This is a genomic window from Micromonospora sp. LOL_024 (assembly GCF_048060415.1).
Lineage (GTDB): Bacteria > Actinomycetota > Actinomycetes > Mycobacteriales > Micromonosporaceae > Micromonospora.
Genome location: NZ_JBHMIS010000001.1, coordinates 34,726 through 51,332, shown reverse-complemented (window position 1 = coordinate 51,332; position 16,607 = coordinate 34,726). Strand labels below are relative to the sequence as shown.

Below are 16,607 nucleotides of genomic sequence, written 5' to 3'. Positions count from 1 at the left end.
ACGTCGCGCTCAGCCGGCGCTCGACACTGGACCGACCGATCCGTGCACCCGCGCCACCCAGACGTCCGGATCGCTCAGCTCGGTCAACCGGGGCAGGGTCAGCGGCGACTCGAAGATCCGGTTGAAGCCGGCCATCCCGACCCGGTCCACCACCTTGTGCACGAACTTGCGGCCCTCCGCGTACTGCCGCATCTTGACGTCGATGCCGATCAGCCGCCGGACCGCCTTCTCCACCGGGTTGCCCGCCTCGCGGCGCCTGTTGAAGCCGGCCCGGATTCGTTCGACGCTCGGAATCACCCGCGGCCCGACGCCGTCCATCACGAACTCGGCGTGCCCCTCCAGCAAGGTCATCAGCGCGGTCAACCGGTCCAGCACGGCCCGCTGGCCTGGTGTCTGCACGATGTCCAGCACGCTGGCCCGGCTCTGCGGGTCACGGGCCACGTCGGCCAGGGTGCTCGCGCTCCGGCGCAGCCGCTCCAGCAGGTGTTCGCCGCCCTGCGCGGCATCCACGAACGCCTGCACCTCACCGAGGAAGTACGCCCGCATCCAGGGCACGGCAGTGAACTGCGTGCGGTGGGTGACCTCGTGCAGGCAGACCCAGAGCCGGAAGTCGCGCGGGTCGGCCCCCAGCTTGCGCTCCACCTCGACGATGTTCGGCGCGACCAGCAGCAGCTTCCCCGGGTCGGCGGAGAAGACCTCGTACTGCCCCAGCACCCGGCCGGACAGGTACGCCAGCACGGTGCCGGCCTGCACCCCGGTGACCCGGGAGCCGATCGCCTCGGTGAGCGCGCCGGGCTGCTTGTCCTGCGAGAGCCGGCCGACCAACGGGGTGATCACCTCGCGCAGGCCGGCGACGTTGGTGGCGGCCCAGTCACGCCGGTCGACCACCCGCACCGGCGGATGCGTCACCTGCGAGGTGAGTCCCGTGTAGTCGGCGACGTGCCCGGCCGCCTCGTCGGTCAGCCGGCGCAGCTCGGCGACCACCTCGGCGGCCTCGCCGTACGTCACCCGGGGGCCGGACTTGCCCAGGGCCCCCGCGGTAGCGGTGGCCAGATCCCAGTCCACGAACTGCGCCATGCGACCCACCGTACCCGCGCCGCGACACCTCAGCGGCAGCCGCAGCCGGCAAGGGCGGCGGCGATCCGGTCGAGTGCCGCCCGCGCCGGCTCCATCCCGTCCGGCGAAACGTCGTCGGTGAGCACGGCAAAGGTGAGCAGACGACCCTCGGCCGTGGTCACCACCCCGGCAATGGCGTGTACCCGGGTCAGCGTGCCCGTCTTGGCGCGGACAACTCCGGCGCCGGCAACGGTTCCGGGGGTGGCGCCGTACCGGTCGCGCAACGTGCCGGACCAGCCGCCCACCGGCAGCCCACCGAAGATGCCACCGAGTTCGGGCCGGTCCGGTCCGGCCGCGAGCACCAGCAACTCGGTCAGCAGCAGCGGGCTGATCAGGTTCTTCCGCGACAGGCCGCTGCCGTCGGCGAGGGTCAGCCCGCTAGCCGGCAGGGCCAGTTCGGAGACCACCTCGGTCATCGCCTCGGCGGCACCGGCGAACGAGGCGGGCCGTTCCCGTGCCAGGGCGACCTGCCGGGCCAGCGCCTCGGCGACGATGTTGTCACTCTCGCTGATCATGATGTCGACCAGCCGGATCAGTGGTGGCGAGTTCACCACACCCAGTTCGGCGCCGGGTTGGGTACCGCCGGTCGACGGCTGGGCCGCTCCGGTCGCGGCTGGCGGCGCGGTGCCGCTGCGCACCGACCCGGCTGGTACGCCGAGCAGTTCAGCGAAGGCGCGGCCGGCGGTCAGGTCCGGCTGTGGCACCCGCTCGGCCCAGCCCCGGCCGGCCCTCGGGTCCTCGCGTGCCCCGTCGAGCATCAGTGCGGTGATCGCCCCGCCGAATCCGCCGGTGGGGATGTCGTCGTCCCACCCGGGCCCGTGGACCGGGCCGGGATAGAGCGAGGAGTCGACAGTGACCTTGGTCGGCGTGGTCCCGCCGAGCGCCGTCCGCACCTGTTCGGCGAGATCGGCGAGGTTGGCGGCCCCCGGATAGAAGCCCTTGGCGTCGGCCGCCAGCGTCGGGTCCCCGCCACCGACGATCACCACCTCGCCCGGCTGTGCACCGGCCACCGCCCGGGTCGGAATCCGGTGGCCGGGGCCACGGGCGGTCAGCACCGTCACCGCGGTCACCAGCTTGGTCACCGAGGCCGGCACGGTCCCCGTCGCGCCACCGCGGTCAAAGAGCGACTCCCCGGTCAGCGCGTCGGCCACCGCCACGTTGACCCGGCCGCCGAGGGCGGCGTCACCGACCAGCGGGTCGAGCACCGTCCGTAGCCCCGTCCCGCTTGGCTGCGGCGCGCCGATGTCGGCGGCGGCCAGCACCGCGACCGGGGTGGGCTCCGCCGGCTCGGTGGTCGCCGGGGCGGCGGCACCGTCGCCCAACCATCGGCCGACCGGGCCGGGCCGGACCACGACCAGCCCTACCGCCACCAGCACGAACACCAGGACAGCGGCGAGCACCAGCGGCAACCGCCGACCTGGGGACGGCGGTGGCACCAAGCCGTCAGGCGGGTACCCGGCTGGGTCGACGGTGGCGGCGCCCCGGGCCGGGATCGTCGCGGACTGCGTGGTGGGGCTGGGACTGTCCGGGGCCGGCGAGGTGGGCGGCGTCGAGGACTGCGGCCGGAGGACCTGCGCCTCCGGCACCGGCACCCGCCCGGCCGCCGGCTTGGGCGGTGGCTGGCCGTTACCATTGTCGGCGGCGCCGTCCGGACGGTTGTGTGAATCTTCCCTCCCCACGACCCCCTCCTTCCCCGCTGGGAACCGGCCTGGGTGACACTACTTCGGTCCGAAGACTATGCGGCGGCCGGAGTCGGTGGGTGAGCATTGACGCCTGCCGGGGCCGGTCTCCGGATCCGTAAGGCCAGCGTGGGCAAACGAGGGAGCGTGCAGATGGATTTCGACGTCACGGTTGAGATCCCCAAGGGTCACCGCAACAAGTACGAGGTGGACCACGTCACCGGCCGGATCCGGCTGGATCGCACGCTCTTCACCTCCACCCAGTATCCAGCCGACTACGGCTTCATCGAGGGCACCCTCGGCGCCGACGGCGACCCGCTGGACGCCCTGGTGCTGGTGCCCGAACCGACGTTCCCGGGTTGCCTGATCCGGTGCCGCACCATCGGCATGTTCCGGATGACGGACGAGAAGGGCGGCGACGACAAGGTCCTCTGCGTTCCCTACGAGGACCCGCGTCAGGAGCACCTTCGCGACATCCACCACCTCGGCGAGTTCGACCGGCTCGAAATTCAGCACTTCTTCGAGGTGTACAAGGACCTGGAGCCCGGCAAGTCGGTCGAAGGCGCGACGTGGGTGGGCCGAATCGAAGCCGAGGCCGAGATCCACGTGTCGTACCGGCGGGCCAAGGAGGCCGAAGAGCGCGGCGAGTCGCCGCACTGACCAGCCCCGAACCTGTCCGGGAGGCGGCTCAGCCGAGCAACCCTCGGGCCCGTTCGTACAGGCCCAGCACCGCGCAGGTGATCGGTACCACGGAGACCACCAGGGCGGTGTCGGCGAGGTCGGCGACCCGCCCGACGTACGGGGAGACTGGCCGGCGGGCGTAGGTGGCGCCACCGGCCACCGCCAGCAGGGCGATCAGCACTGCTCCGGCGGCCAGGGCGAGCCGCGCCGCCGGGCCGGCGACACCGGCGAGCGACGCGCCGAGGACCGCGTACCCGCCCAGGCCGGCGAGCAGCGGTGGCACCCGGTGCCGGACCGCGACGAAGAGCCGGGCGCGTAGCAACAGCACCGCCGAGCAAACCCCGACGAGCAGCCGGCCCGCGCTGCCGCCGGTGACGCCGAGGACCATCGCGGCGGCCGCGGCCAGCACGGCGTGGCCGATCAGCATCCCGGTCAGCATCTCCTCGGTGCGCGCCACGGCCGCGTAGACCCGCCCTCGGTCCGGCAGGTCACGGGCTCCGTACGGGTCGTTGGGGGTGCCGGTCGGCAGGTCGACGGGCGGCAGGGGCACCCTGCCCAGCCGGATCGCCAGCAGCGGGATCGCCCCGATCGCGAGGGCCAGCACGCAGAGCAGCGTGGCGCCCGCACCGGCCGGACCGAGCAGCAGCGCACCGAGCGCGGTCAGTCCGCTGGCCGCGCCCACCACCACGCCGGCCACGAAGACCCGCTGGCCGGTGGCGACCCCGAGCAGGCCGAGCACCGACACCAGCAGCAGGGCCACCGAGCCGGCGAGCAGCTCCGCGGCGCCGATCCAGCGCAGCGGGCCGAACGGGCCCACCGGGTCGCCCGAGCTGACGGCGAGGGCTCCGGCCAGGGCGCCGTACGGCAGCGCGTAGCCGCCCACGGTGGCGCCGGCCAGTCCGTCGCCCTGGGCTCGGGAGAGCGCGGTGCCGGCCAGCAGGAGCAGCGCCGCCACCAGGCTGGCGGCCAGCCAGCCAGCGGGCTCACCCGAGCCACCGGCGGCCAACGAGAGCAGGCCGACGGCGAGCGGAACAGCCGCGGCGGCGAACGCGGCCGCCCGGGTGGCCCGGGGTGACCAGGCGTCGCCCCGGCGGCGGGCGCCATCAGCGATCGCCTCCGCCACGTCGTCGTACGCCAGCTCGGGCCACTGCGCGCGGGCCGGCACCAGGTGCAGCACCTCACCGTCGCGGACACCCTGGGCGAGTAGGGCCTGCCCGGTGGCCAGCATGCTGCCGTCGGCCCGCCGGAGCAGCCAGCCCCCGTGCCGCTCCCCGTCGTCGGCGAGCCCGACGCCGGCGTGCCGCAATAGCTCTGGCAGCACTTCGGCGAGGGGAACCTGCTCCGGTAGAGCCACGTCGACCCGCCGCTGGGGTGCGCTGACGGTGACCCGGGCCAGCCCGACTGTCATCGACCGACCTCCATCTCGACGGCGGCTGAGGCTGCGCGGACGAGAGGACCCTACCTACCATGAGCCAGGCTCGGGTCACCCTGTGCCGTCGGGAGGTTGAATGTGTCCACTGTCGTCATCCGGCGGCCACCACGGCGTCCGGCACCCGATATTCCGATCGGTGAGCTGCCGGTGCAGGCCCCTCCGGAGATCCCGGCCGTCACCGGCGCACGCTGGCAGCAGATCCTGATGGTGCTACCGCTGCTCGGCGGCTCCGTGGCGATGGCGCTGATGTTCGGCCGTGGCGGCGGTGCGTCCTCGTACCTGATCGGCGGCATGTTCGGCCTCTCCTCGCTGGCGATGCTGGTGACCTCCTGGGGCAGCGCCTCGGGCACGCCGAGGAAGTCCGAGATGATGGCGGCTCGCCGGGAGTACCTGCGGCATCTGACGACGCTGCGGCGGCAGGTACGCCAGACCGCGGTGAGACAGCGGGCCGGCCTCTCTTACCGGCACCCGGATCCGGCCCTGCTGTGGTCGACGGTGGACAGCCACCGGGTCTGGGAGCGACGCCCCACCGATCCGGATTTCGCCGTGGTCCGGATCGCCGTCGGGCCGCAGACCCTGGCCACACCGTTGGTGCCGCCGGTCACCCGCCCGTTGGAGGAGTTGGAGCCGATGACCGCCGGGGCGCTACGTCGCTTCCTGGACGCGTACTCGGTGGTGCCGGACCTGCCGGTGGCCCTGTCGCTGCGCAGCTTCGCCCGGGTCTTCGTCCAGGGTACGGCGGCCGGCACCACCGGGTCTCCGGCCGCACAGGCGCTGGTCCGGGCGATGCTCACCCAGCTCACGGTGTTCCACGCACCGGACGAGCTGCTCGTCGCCGTCTGTGCCGGGCCGGAGCGGCGCAGCAGCTGGGAGTGGGTCAAGTGGCTCCCGCACGCCCAACATCCGACCCGCACCGACGCTCTCGGACCGATCCGGCTGGTGACCAGCTCGGCGGTGGAGTTGGAACGGCTACTCCACGAGGTGCTGAATAGCCGGTCCCGGTTCAGCCCGGCCGGGCCCGCCACCGACGGTCCGCACCTGGTGGTGGTGCTCGACGGCGGCGACCTGACCGGCGCCACCGAGTTCGCCGGGGACGGCGGCATCGACGCGGTGACCCTGGTCGACCTGGACACCCCTGCGCCCCGGCTGCTGGACCGGTTCGCGCTGCGGCTGGAGCTGCGGGACGGCCGGTTGCACTCCCATTCGGTGGACGAGACCGTCGAGGTCGGTACGGTCGACGCGCTGACGGTCACCGAGGCCGAGGCGGTGGCGCGCCGGCTGGCGCCGCTGCGGTTGGCCGCCGCCCGGGGCGCCGAGGCGTCCCCCGGAGCCGAACCGGGCCTGCCGGAGCTGCTCGGAATCGGTGAACCGGAGGGCTTCACCGCCGAGCAGGGCTGGGCGCCGACGGCGGCGCGGGAGCGGCTGCGGGTGCCGATCGGCGTCGGCGTGGACGGCGGTGCTGTCGAGCTGGACCTGAAGGAGTCGGCGCAGGACGGCATGGGCCCGCACGGGCTGCTCATCGGCGCGACCGGTTCCGGTAAATCCGAACTGCTCCGCACCCTGGTGCTCGGGCTGGCCGCCACGCACTCCTCCGAGCAGCTCAACTTCGTGCTGGTCGATTTCAAGGGCGGGGCGACGTTCGCCTCGTTCGACCGGCTGCCGCACACCGCCGCGGTGATCACCAACTTGGCGGACGCGCTGCCGATGGTCGACCGGATGGTCGACGCGATCAACGGCGAGCTGGTCCGGCGGCAGGAGTTGCTCCGCCGGTCCGGCAACTTCGCCAGCCTGCGCGACTACGAGCGGGCCCGGACGGCCGGCAGCCCGTTGGCCCCGCTGCCGTCGCTGCTGCTGATCTGCGACGAATTCTCGGAACTGTTGTCGGCCAAACCCGACTTCGTCGACCTGTTCGTCCAGATCGGCCGGCTGGGTCGGTCGCTCGGCGTGCACCTGCTGCTGGCCAGTCAGCGCCTTGAGGAGGGGCGGCTTCGTGGACTCGACACCCACCTGTCGTACCGGATCGGTCTGCGCACCTTTTCCACGCTGGAGTCCCGCACGGTGCTCGGCGCGCCGGACGCGTACGAACTGCCCCGCTCGCCGGGGCACGGCTACCTGCGCTTCGGCACCGAGCCGCTGACCCGGTTCAAGACCGCGTACGTGTCGGGCCCGGTGCGGGGGCGCGGCGCGGCGGCCGGCACGGCCGCGACCGGCCGGCCCCGGCCACTCGCCTTCTCCACCCACTTCACTCCCGAGCCGCAGCCCGCTCCGCCAGCCGTCGTCGATGAGGAGGACGGCCGGGAGACCCTGCTGGATCTGCTGGTCGCGCGGCTGGCCGGGCAGGGGCCACCGGCGCACCAGGTGTGGTTGCCGCCGCTGGCGGACGCTCCCGCACTGGACGAGTTGGTTGGTCCCGTCACCGCACACCCGGTCCGAGGGTTGACCTTCGACAATCCCGAACTGCACGGCGCGTTGCAGGTACCAGTGGCGATGGTCGACAAGCCGTACGAACAGCGCCGGGACCTGCTCTGGCTGGCGCTGGACGGCGCTGCCGGCCACGTCGCGCTGGTCGGCGGTACGCAGAGCGGCAAGTCCACCGCGCTACGTACGCTGGTCTGTGCGCTGGCGCTCACCCACACCCCGCCCGAGGTGCAGGTCTACTGTCTCGACTTCGGTGGCGGTGGACTGGCCGCGCTGCGAGACCTGCCGCACGTCGGCGGTGTCACCGGGCGGGCCGACCCCACCGGTGTGCGACGCACCGTGGGTGAGGTGTCCAGCCTGCTGGCCGACCGTGAGCGGGCCTTCGCCGAACTCGGGGTGGAGTCGATGGCCGCCTGGCGGCAGCGACGCGACGCCCAGGCCGGCGTCGCCGGATCCGGCTCCGACCGGTTCGGTGACGTCTTCCTCGTCGTCGACGGGTGGGTGACCCTGCGCGGCGAGTACGACGACCTGGAGCCGTTGATCACCGACCTGGCAACCCGAGGGCTGTCCTACGGCGTGCACGTGGTGGCCTCCGCGGTGCGTTGGCTGGACTTCCGGCCGGGTATCCGGGACCTCTTCGGCTCCCGGGTCGAGCTGCGGCTCGGTGACCCGTCCGACTCGCTGGTCGCCCGGCGGGCCGCCACGCACGTGCCCGAGCGGACGCCGGGGCGGGGTGTCACCTCTGCGAGCCTCCACTTTCTCACCGCGCTGCCGCAGCTGGCCGGCTCGGACACCGCCGGTCTGGTGCAACAGGTGAGGCAGGGCTGGTCGGGGCCGTTGGCGCCCCGGGTGCGGCTGCTCCCGGCCGTGCTGCCGTACCCGGACCTCGACCTGACGGCCGCCACCGGTCTGCGGATCCCGGTCGGCATCGCGGAGGCGGATCTGCGCCCGGTGGTCCTCGACTTCGCCACCGAGCCGCACTTCGTGGTCTACGGCGACGCCGAGTGCGGCAAGTCGTCGTTCCTCCGCGCTCTGGCCACCTCGATCATCACCCGGTTCGCGCCGGAACAGGCCCGGGTGATCCTGGTGGACTACCGGCGCAGCCTGCTCGGTGCCATCTCCACGCCACACCTGATCGGGTACGGCACCACGGCCGCCCACACCGCCGAGCTGGTCGAGTCGGCCGCCGGTTACCTGCAGGCCCGGATTCCCGGGCCCCAGGTCAGCCCGGCCCAGCTGCGCGAGCGGTCGTGGTGGTCCGGCCCGGAGCTGTTCGTCCTGGTCGACGACTACGACCTGGTGGCAAGCGGCCCGGCGAACCCGCTGCGGGCGCTGGAGGAGCACCTGCCGCACGCCCGCGACGTAGGGCTGCACCTGGTGCTGGTCCGGCGCTCCGGCGGTGCCGCCCGGGCCCAGTACGAGTCGTTCGTGCAGCGGCTGCGTGAACTGTCTACCTCGGGCCTGGTGATGTCGGGCAGCCCCGAGGAGGGTGCGCTGGTCGGCCCGGTCCGGCCCGGTCCGCTGCCGCCTGGACGTGGGCGGCTGCACACCCGACGTGAGGGTGTACGCCTGGTCCAGTTGGCCCATCTTCCGCCACAGTGACGCCGACTCCACGGAACGTCCCTAGAGGCAGGACGGAACCGGTAATCTCCGATCGTCATGTATCCCGCGACGAACGGCTGAGGATGTGACCAGGGTGCGGCACAGCGGCCCGCCAGGGGCCCGACGGTTCGCTCACCGGGCGCTGCTCGCAGCGGCCGGCACCGTGCTGTCGGCCGCCGTCGCGGTCGTTCCCGCCACCGGCACGCCGGTCGCCGCGCCCGCCCTCGGCGTGCCGGTGGCCCACGACCCGGACTCGAAAACCCGCGCTGACCAGGTCCGTGACGAGCAGTGGCAACTCGACAAGCTGGGCGCGCAGGTCGCCTGGCGCACCTCGACCGGGCGCGACGTGGTCGTCGCGGTGATCGATTCCGGGGTGGACGCCACCCATCCGGATCTGGCCGGTCAGGTGCTGCCCGGCCTCGACCTGGTCGCCCCCGGCGGGGCGTCCGAGCCCGATCCGGTCGGGCACGGCACGACGGTGGCGGGCCTGATCGCCGGGCGCAACGACGACCGTCAGGGCGTGGTGGGGTTGGCGCCCGACGCACGGATCCTGCCGGTCCGGGTCCTCGACGAGGAGAACCGCTACGACGACGCGCTGATCGTGGCGAAGGGCGTGCGGTGGGCGGTCGACAACGGCGCCGACGTGATCAACCTGTCTCTCGGTGGTAGCGGCGACAGCGCCGCGCTGGCCGCGGCGATCGACTACGCCTTCGCGAAGGACGTGGTGGTGGTTGCCTGCACCGGAAACCTCGCCACCTCCCCCGACGCGAAGGTCTGGTACCCGGCCCGGGAGCCCGGTGTCGTCGCGGTCTCCGGACTGGAACGCAGTAGCGACAACCTGTGGAGTGGTGCGATCACCGGCCGCGCCACGGTCCTCGCCGCCCCGGCGAGCGGACTGGTCGGTGCTCGCCCGCCCGGCGGGTACTGGCGGGTCCAGGGGACCAGCTTCGCCGCGCCACTGGTGGCCGCCACCGCTGCCCTGGTCCGGGCCCGCTACCCGCAGATGTCCGCCGGTGACGTGGTGAATCGGCTACTCGTCACCGCCAGGGACATCGGTCCCACCGGTCGCGACGACCGGTTTGGCTTCGGCCTGGTCGATCCGATCGCGGCACTGACCGCGCAGGTGCCGCCGACGTACCGGAACCCGCTGGACGACAACGACCCGCCGGGGGTCGCCGGGTTCGGCTCGGCGCCGGGCTCGATGCTGGCAGGCGACGCCGACGCCGAACAGCTCGGCCTGACCGGGTCGCGGCAGGAGACGCAGTGGCGGGCCCAGGCCGCCGGGGCTCAGGACGACGCCGACTCCGAACGGCTCTGGATCGGCTCGGCCATCTTCGTCGCCCTGCTCACCGGAGCGGCTCTCATGGTGCGTCGATTCCGACAGCACCGCTGACCGGCCGCCGGTACCGGCTCGGTCGCCCCGCCTGGACGGGCCGGCTGACCGTCGACGACTGTCAGGTGCACTCGCCGGTGCCGACGCCCCGGGTACGCTGCGCACCGGTCAGTGCGACCGGTCGGGCCTCGGCAGCGGTGACCGCGAAGCCGGTGTTCGGGTCGTCGGCCGCCGCCGCGAAGATCACGCCGAGCACCAGGCCGTTCGAGGAGACCAGCGGCCCGCCGGAGTTGCCGCTGCGAACCAGCGCCCGGATCGTATAGATCTCCCGGTTCACGCTTCCCGAGGAGTAGATGTCCGGCCCTTCGATCCGGTCGACGTCCCGCACCCGGGCCGACTGGGCGTTGTACGGCCCGTCCAGCGGGAACCCGAGCACAATGGCGTCCGCGCCGGTGGTGGCGTTGCCGGCGGCGAACCGCATCGACGGCCCGGGCAGCCCGGGCACGTAGAGCACGGCCAGGTCCCGGTCCGGGTCGTAGACGACCACCTCACCCTCGAACCGGTCGCCACGCAACTCCACCGCCACGGACCGGGTACCGGCGACCACGTGCGCGTTGGTCATCACCCGGTCGTCGGCGTACACGAAGCCGGAGCCCTCGATCCGCCGGGAACAGCTTGGTGCCGAGCCGAGCACCTTGACCACCGAGCTTTGGCCACTGGACACCACCGCCGAGCCGGCCAGCGCCGGATCGGGTGGCTCCACCTGCCGGGCCTGGGTGCGGCGCAGCCCGTCGAAGACGTCCGGGAAACCGTTCGTGTCCACGGTGTCCCGCAGCGCGGTGGAGAGCTGCTGAGCCTGGTCGGGCATGACCCGGTCCACCACGTTGAGCAGCGCACTGCTCTTCACCGAGGCGGCGAGCCAGGGCAGCGAGGAGGAACCGAGCGGTACCGCGACCAGCCAGGCGACCAGGAGCACCGCAAAGAGCGAGACGAATGCGCCGCCCACGTCATCGGCCCGTCGTCCCACGTCACTGGCGATGGTGCGGCGCAGGTGCGAGCCGAGCCAGCCGGCGAGCGCCTGCCCGACCACCGCCAGGCCGAAGATGGCGACCAACGAGATCAGCACCCGGGTGCCGCTGTCCACGAACTGCTGGGCGAGCAGCGGCCCGACCTGGAGACCGATCAGGGCGCCCAGGAAGAACCCGGAGAACGAGAGCACACCGATGACGAAACCCTGTCGGTATCCGCTGACCGCGAACACGAGCATGAGCAACAGCAGTACGAGATCCACGGCCGACACGGCTCCAGCGTACGGGCCGCAGGCTCGTCGAATGACGATCGCTTGCGGAAGGTGACGGTCAGATCAACGTAGGGCGCTCTCGTCGACGTCGTCCGTGCCGGCCGACGGGGCGGGCCACGCACCGACCGGCGGAAGATCGACGAGCCGGCCGGAGGACCATGGCCGACTCCAGCCGCCCATTTCCAGCAGCGCGGCCAGCACACCGGCGGTGAATCCCCAGATGAGCATCCCGCGAACGAAGAAGGCCGGACCCTCCCAGCCGCTGGAGTGGCGGACCCGCACCCGGTTCTCTGGCTCGACCAGCTCGGCGATCGGCAGCCGGGCGACGTGTGCGACCTCGGCCGGTTCTCGCGAATGCACCGGGTGCGGGGCGTGCCACCAGGCGAGCACCGGCGTCACCACGAACTCGCTGACCGGAATCCACAGCCTCGGCAACTGTGCCAGCAGGGTGACGCTGGCCGGGTCGAGACCGACCTCCTCGTTCGCCTCCCGCAGCGCCGTCGCCGCGACGTCGGCGTCCTCCGGGTCCGCGGCACCACCGGGGAACGCCGGCTGGCCGGCATGGTTGCGCAGCGTGGCGGCCCGCTGGAGGACCAGCACGTCGGGACCGGTGACGGCGTCCTCACCGAGCAACACCAGCACCGCACTCTCCCGGCCGCCGTGCTCGGGCGTACGCAGCTGGGTGAAATCCTCGGTCCGTGCGGTGCCGAGCCGCCCCAGCAGTGGCTGTAGCCAGTCCGGCGGTGGCTGGAGGTGCGCTCGCTGATGATCGTTCACTGGCGCTTCGCTCATGCCGGTACCGACATGTCGAGGTGCTGCCGGACGAGTCCGGCGAGGCGGTCGTCGTCCAACGCCCCGGAGCTGTCGATGTGCCGGATGCCGCCCTGGGCGTCCACGAAGATGGTCAGTGGCACCGCGTTGCGACGCAGCGCCCGCTGCACCGCCTCACCCTGGTCGAACAGCATCGGGAACCGTACGCCGAAGTCCTCGCCGATCGACTGGGCGGCGCCGCGGCTGTCCCGGCTGTTCACCCCGATCACCCGCAACTGCCCTTCGGCGCGTTCGCTGAGCCGCTGGAAGGCGGGCAGTTCCTTGCGGCAGGGCGGGCACCAGGAGGCCCAGATGTTGATTACGGCAGGCCCGGGTATGTCCCGGAGCGCGACCGGTGCGCCGCCGGTGAAGCAGGTGAGGACCAGTTCCGGCAGGGGGTCGCCCGGTACGGCGTCGGTGCCGGCCGGGCCGCCGGCAAGGTCGGCGCAGTCCTGGAACGGCGACGGGCGGGCGGCGGCCGAGTCCTGCCGGTTCGCCGCCGGTCTCCCGGTGTCGGCGGTGCAGGCCGTCGTGCCCAGCAGCAACAGCGGCAGGGACAGCAGGGCGAGCCGGCGGATCACGGGGCCTCCGCCCGGACCGCCTGCACCGGGACCAGGTCGGGATCGACTCCGGCGGCGGCCGCGAGGTCGCGGGCCCGGGGTCCCTTGAGCAGCCTCGCCGCGGCGGCCGGTTCGGTCGGCCCGGTGCCGTAGGACGGGCAGAGCTGTGTCAGTGTGCACGCCCCGCAGGCGGGCTTGCGGGCGTGGCAGACCCGGCGACCGTGAAAGATGATCCGGTGCGACAGCATGGTCCAGTCGCGCTTGGGGAACATCGCCCCGACCACATGCTCGATCTTGACCGGGTCGCTCTCGGTGGCCAGCTCCCAGCGGTGCACCAGGCGTTGGAAGTGGGTGTCGACGGTGATGCCGGGCACGTCGAAGGCGTTGCCGAGAATGACGTTGGCGGTCTTGCGCCCGATCCCGGGCAGCGTGACCAGGTCGGCCAGCCGGCCGGGGAGCTGTCCGTCGTACCGCTCGACGAGCGCCTGACCGAGGTGGAGCAGGGAGTTGGTCTTGTTGCGGTAGAAGCCGGTCGGCCGGATCATCACCTCCAGATCACCGCGATCCGCCCCGGCGTAGTCGGCAGCGGTCGGGTAACGGGCGAAGAGCTTCGGCGTGACCTCGTTGACCTTCTTGTCCGTGCACTGGGCGGAGAGGATGGTGGCGACGGCGAGCTCCAGCGCGTTGCCATGATCCAGTTCACAGTGCGCGTCGGGATGCGTCTGGGTCAGCAGGCGGCCGATCCGCCGCGCCCGACGCGTTCGGCCCAGGTCGGTCTCGGTGGCGCTTCTGGTCACGACGGCCAGCCTACGTCGCCGGGACGACACCTCCTGCGGCCCATGCCCACCGGCGGCTGGCGCGTGCGCTCAGTCCGCGGCCGGCAGGTTGATTTTGCCGGTGTCGGTGAACCGGGCGCCGGTCTCCGGGAAGTCCAGCTCGGTGAGGTCCCGGAGCAGCCCGAGGCCCCGGTCGTCGGGATCCACTACCGGCTTGCGGACGCCGTCCATGTAGGTGGAGGCGAAGGAGCCGCCCGCGAACGACCCGTCCGCTTCGAGCGACACCTTGAGGACCCCGCCCCAGCCGAGGCGTCCGTTGTTGCTCAGCGAGTTGCCGCCACCGGCGAAGTTGCCCAGGCTGTACGCGATCAGCCGGCCCTCGTAGAACTCCATGCCGCGCAGCACGTGCGGCCCGTGGCCGACGACCAGGTCGGCACCGGAGTCGATCATCGCTCGGGAGAACTTGACGGGGTCGCCCCGGTTCTCGCCGAGGAACATCTCGGTGCCCGGGCGTACCCGGGTCATTTCCGACCCTTCGGCCCCCATGTGCACCTGCACCACGACGATGTCGGCCAGGTCGGCGGCCTCCTCGATCACCTTCTTGGCGGCCGGGATGTCGATCAGACTGTTCGACCAGCGGTACGACGAGAATCCGGCCACGGCGACCTTGATGCCCTTGACCTCGACCACGGTGATCTGGTCGGGGGCCCCGGTATGGGCGAGATCGTACTCCTCCAGCGCCTTCTGGGTGTTCTCGTAACCCTTGGGCCCGAAGTCGTAGCCGTGGTTGTTGGCCTGGTTCAGCAGGTCGAATCCGGCGTCGGCGAGATGTGCTGCGTAGTCCGGTGGGGCCCGGAACTGGAAGCAGCGGGTGGAGTTCGCCCCGCACTTGCCGGCGCCGGTGTCCACCGTCAACGGCTCTTCCAGGTTGCCCATCACCAGGTCCGCGGCGAGCGCCTTCTTGACCGAGTCGAAAAAGCCAATGCCGTTGTCAGGTGGCAGCCGGTCGGGCGCCATGGCCATGACGATGTCGCCGGTGGCGGAAAGCGAGATCTCCTTGACTTCGGGTGGGCTCGACTCGACTGGCGCACCCGGGTCACCGCCGCCCGCACCGGGCTGCCAGAGCGGGCCCTCTTCGGTCGTGGCACAGCCAGCGAGTAGGACGGCGGCGAGCAGGGCAGCGAGCGCGGCCACAGCGTGGCGGCGCGGTCGGTGCGCGAGGGGGGCGCGAGCGTACATCGTGGGCGACCCTACCGTGCCGGAAACGCCACGACGACAGCCGATCGGTTGGGGAGCTTCAGCTCCAGAGCCGATCCGACCATGGCACGACGGTGTCGACGCCGACCGCCAGCACGGCTGAGTGCACTGCTCTGGCCAACGGCGCCCCCCAGGTCGAGCGGGGCCCGCCGTAGTCGTGGACCGGACCGCCCGCAGGGCAGAGCACGACCACGGCGTCCGTCGGGGTGCCGGTGCCGGGCAGACCCAGTTCTGTGATCGCCTGGGCCTTCGCCTCGGTGGCCGTGGCCACCGTGTTGACCAGCGCCGCGTCACCGAGCCGGGCCGGCACGTACGCCACGATGTTGACCGTGCCGACGGGCTGCGTGGCGCTGACCTGCGTGGGGGCGGCGGCGGGGATCGGGGTACCCAGGCCGACGGTGGCCCAGACCTGCACGCCGGTGTCGGTACGCGCCACCACCTCGCTGACGTCGACGCCGGTCAGCAGGCCCACCCCAGGCCCGTCGAGGCCGAGGCCCCGGGCCATGGCGGCCAGGTGGTCGGCGGGGTCGTCCCGGTCGTACGACATGGGCACCGTCGCGTTCAGCACCCACCGCCGTAGGCCGATCCCGCCGCCCAGCGGCGCGGAGCTGACTGCCCGAAGTGACCGCCCGAAACGCCACATGAGTAGCGGGATGTCCTGTCCGCCCTCACGGCGGGTGGTCAGCAGCAGCCCATTTCGCACATCGCGACCCTACGACCGGACCCAGGCACGCTCGCACCCTGCCCGACCTGGCACGCGATCCTGATGGTCGCTCATGGCGGGCGCGTTGCGCCCAACGATCAAGATTTAGGGGTGGACCTCTGATTCCTGCTCACGTGCGCCTAGACTGGTCGGCGCGCGAGGGATCAGCGGACGGCGGACCCGGCCGATGGACGGCATGCGCAACTGGAGGTGCGCGATGGACGAGGTACTGGCTCGCAGCGGGATCTTCCAGGGTGTCGACCCTGAGGCTGCCGAGGCGCTCGCAAAGGAGATGGAGACGATCGAGGTCCGCAAGGGCGAGGTCGTCTTCAACGAGGGTGAGCCCGGCGACAGTCTCTACATCCTCCTGTCCGGCAAGATCAAAGTGGGTCGGCGGGCGGCGGACGGCCGGCAGAACCTGATCGCCGTGATGGGTCCGTCGGACATGGTCGGCGAGCTGTCGCTGTTCGACCCGGGTCCGCGTACGGCGACCGCCACTGCGGTCACCGACAGCCGGCTGGCCCGGCTTCGCAAGCAGGCCCTGCGGCCGTGGCTGAACAACCGGCCGGAGATTGCCGAGCAGTTGCTGCGGGTACTCGCCCGCAGGCTGCGCCGGACCAACGACGCGCTGGCCGACCTGATTTTCACCGACGTGCCCGGTCGCGTCGCCAAGAACCTGCTCCAGATGGCCGGCCGCTTCGGTACCCGTGACGGCGGGGTGCTGCGGGTGACGCACGACCTGACCCAGGAGGAGATCGCCCAGCTCGTCGGCGCGTCTCGGGAGACGGTCAACAAGGCACTGGCGGACTTCGCCTCGCGCGGCTGGCTCCGACTGGACGGCAAGAGCATCATCATCCTCGACCCGGAGCGCCTGGCCCGCCGCGCGCGGGTCTGACCCGGTCCGCCCGAGCGGGCGCCTGGTCGAGTCAGCTCGGCCGGC

13 protein-coding genes are annotated in these 16,607 nt (G+C 72.3%); 4 read left to right on the top strand and 9 right to left on the bottom strand.

The window, feature by feature from the left end:
* Positions 1-9: 9 nt before the first annotated feature.
* Together ACFHWY_RS00225 and dacB are read right to left on the bottom strand one after the other, a co-directional pair.
* Positions 10-1,077 (bottom strand): zinc-dependent metalloprotease, encoded by a 1,068-nt coding sequence (locus ACFHWY_RS00225; protein WP_416578021.1) that lies wholly within the window; start codon positions 1,075-1,077, stop codon positions 10-12.
* 29 nt (positions 1,078-1,106) lie between these two features.
* Positions 1,107-2,552 carry a D-alanyl-D-alanine carboxypeptidase/D-alanyl-D-alanine-endopeptidase gene (dacB, locus tag ACFHWY_RS00220; RefSeq protein WP_416578635.1) on the bottom strand — a complete coding sequence of 482 codons (1,446 nt, stop codon included), beginning with the start codon at positions 2,550-2,552 and terminating at the stop codon, positions 1,107-1,109.
* 396 nt (positions 2,553-2,948) lie between these two features.
* On the opposite strand from dacB, the gene ACFHWY_RS00215 reads away from it, so the two are divergent.
* Entirely contained in the window at positions 2,949-3,455 is a 507-nt protein-coding gene (locus ACFHWY_RS00215) for an inorganic diphosphatase (protein WP_416578020.1), read from the top strand.
* Between the two features lie 28 nt (positions 3,456-3,483).
* Here the strand turns inward: ACFHWY_RS00215 and eccD are convergent, their stop codons facing one another.
* A complete protein-coding gene (eccD, locus tag ACFHWY_RS00210) occupies positions 3,484-4,884 on the bottom strand; it encodes a type VII secretion integral membrane protein EccD (RefSeq protein WP_416578019.1) in 1,401 nt (466 codons plus the stop codon).
* 102 nt (positions 4,885-4,986) lie between these two features.
* On the opposite strand from eccD, the gene eccCa reads away from it, so the two are divergent.
* Positions 4,987-8,928, top strand: a complete 3,942-nt coding sequence (gene eccCa / locus ACFHWY_RS00205; protein WP_416578018.1) for a type VII secretion protein EccCa — start codon at positions 4,987-4,989, stop codon at positions 8,926-8,928.
* An 85-nt stretch (positions 8,929-9,013) separates the two neighbouring features.
* Complete coding sequence (gene mycP, locus ACFHWY_RS00200) at positions 9,014-10,321, top strand: type VII secretion-associated serine protease mycosin (protein WP_416578017.1); 1,308 nt, start codon at positions 9,014-9,016, stop codon at positions 10,319-10,321.
* A 61-nt stretch (positions 10,322-10,382) separates the two neighbouring features.
* On the opposite strand, the gene ACFHWY_RS00195 is transcribed toward mycP, so the two are convergent.
* The 6 genes from ACFHWY_RS00195 to ACFHWY_RS00170 all read right to left on the bottom strand — a co-directional run bounded on the left by ACFHWY_RS00195 (position 10,383) and on the right by ACFHWY_RS00170 (position 15,667).
* Positions 10,383-11,561: a MarP family serine protease gene (locus ACFHWY_RS00195; protein WP_416578016.1), complete on the bottom strand. Its 1,179-nt coding sequence runs from the start codon at positions 11,559-11,561 to the stop codon at positions 10,383-10,385.
* Positions 11,562-11,624: 63 nt separating this feature from the next.
* The gene (locus tag ACFHWY_RS00190; RefSeq protein ID WP_416578015.1) at positions 11,625-12,353 is read right to left on the bottom strand and encodes an NUDIX hydrolase; all 729 of its coding nucleotides are present in this window, start codon (positions 12,351-12,353) and stop codon (positions 11,625-11,627) included.
* Entirely contained in the window at positions 12,350-12,952 is a 603-nt protein-coding gene (locus ACFHWY_RS00185; RefSeq protein ID WP_416578014.1) for a TlpA family protein disulfide reductase, read from the bottom strand. Before ACFHWY_RS00185 ends, ACFHWY_RS00190 begins: the two co-directional genes overlap by 4 nt.
* On the bottom strand, positions 12,949-13,728 hold the full coding sequence (gene nth, locus ACFHWY_RS00180; protein WP_416578013.1) for an endonuclease III: 780 nt from the start codon (positions 13,726-13,728) through the stop codon (positions 12,949-12,951). The genes ACFHWY_RS00185 and nth overlap by 4 nt, the downstream gene beginning before the upstream one ends.
* A 69-nt stretch (positions 13,729-13,797) precedes the next feature.
* Positions 13,798-14,946: a CapA family protein gene (locus tag ACFHWY_RS00175; protein WP_416578012.1), complete on the bottom strand. Its 1,149-nt coding sequence runs from the start codon at positions 14,944-14,946 to the stop codon at positions 13,798-13,800.
* A 58-nt stretch (positions 14,947-15,004) separates the two neighbouring features.
* Positions 15,005-15,667, bottom strand: coding sequence for an adenosylcobinamide amidohydrolase (locus tag ACFHWY_RS00170; RefSeq protein ID WP_416578011.1), 663 nt, complete (start codon positions 15,665-15,667; stop codon positions 15,005-15,007).
* A gap of 217 nt (positions 15,668-15,884) precedes the next feature.
* On the opposite strand from ACFHWY_RS00170, the gene ACFHWY_RS00165 reads away from it, so the two are divergent.
* Entirely contained in the window at positions 15,885-16,562 is a 678-nt protein-coding gene (locus ACFHWY_RS00165) for a Crp/Fnr family transcriptional regulator (protein ID WP_013736306.1), read from the top strand.
* Positions 16,563-16,607: the final 45 nt, after the last annotated feature.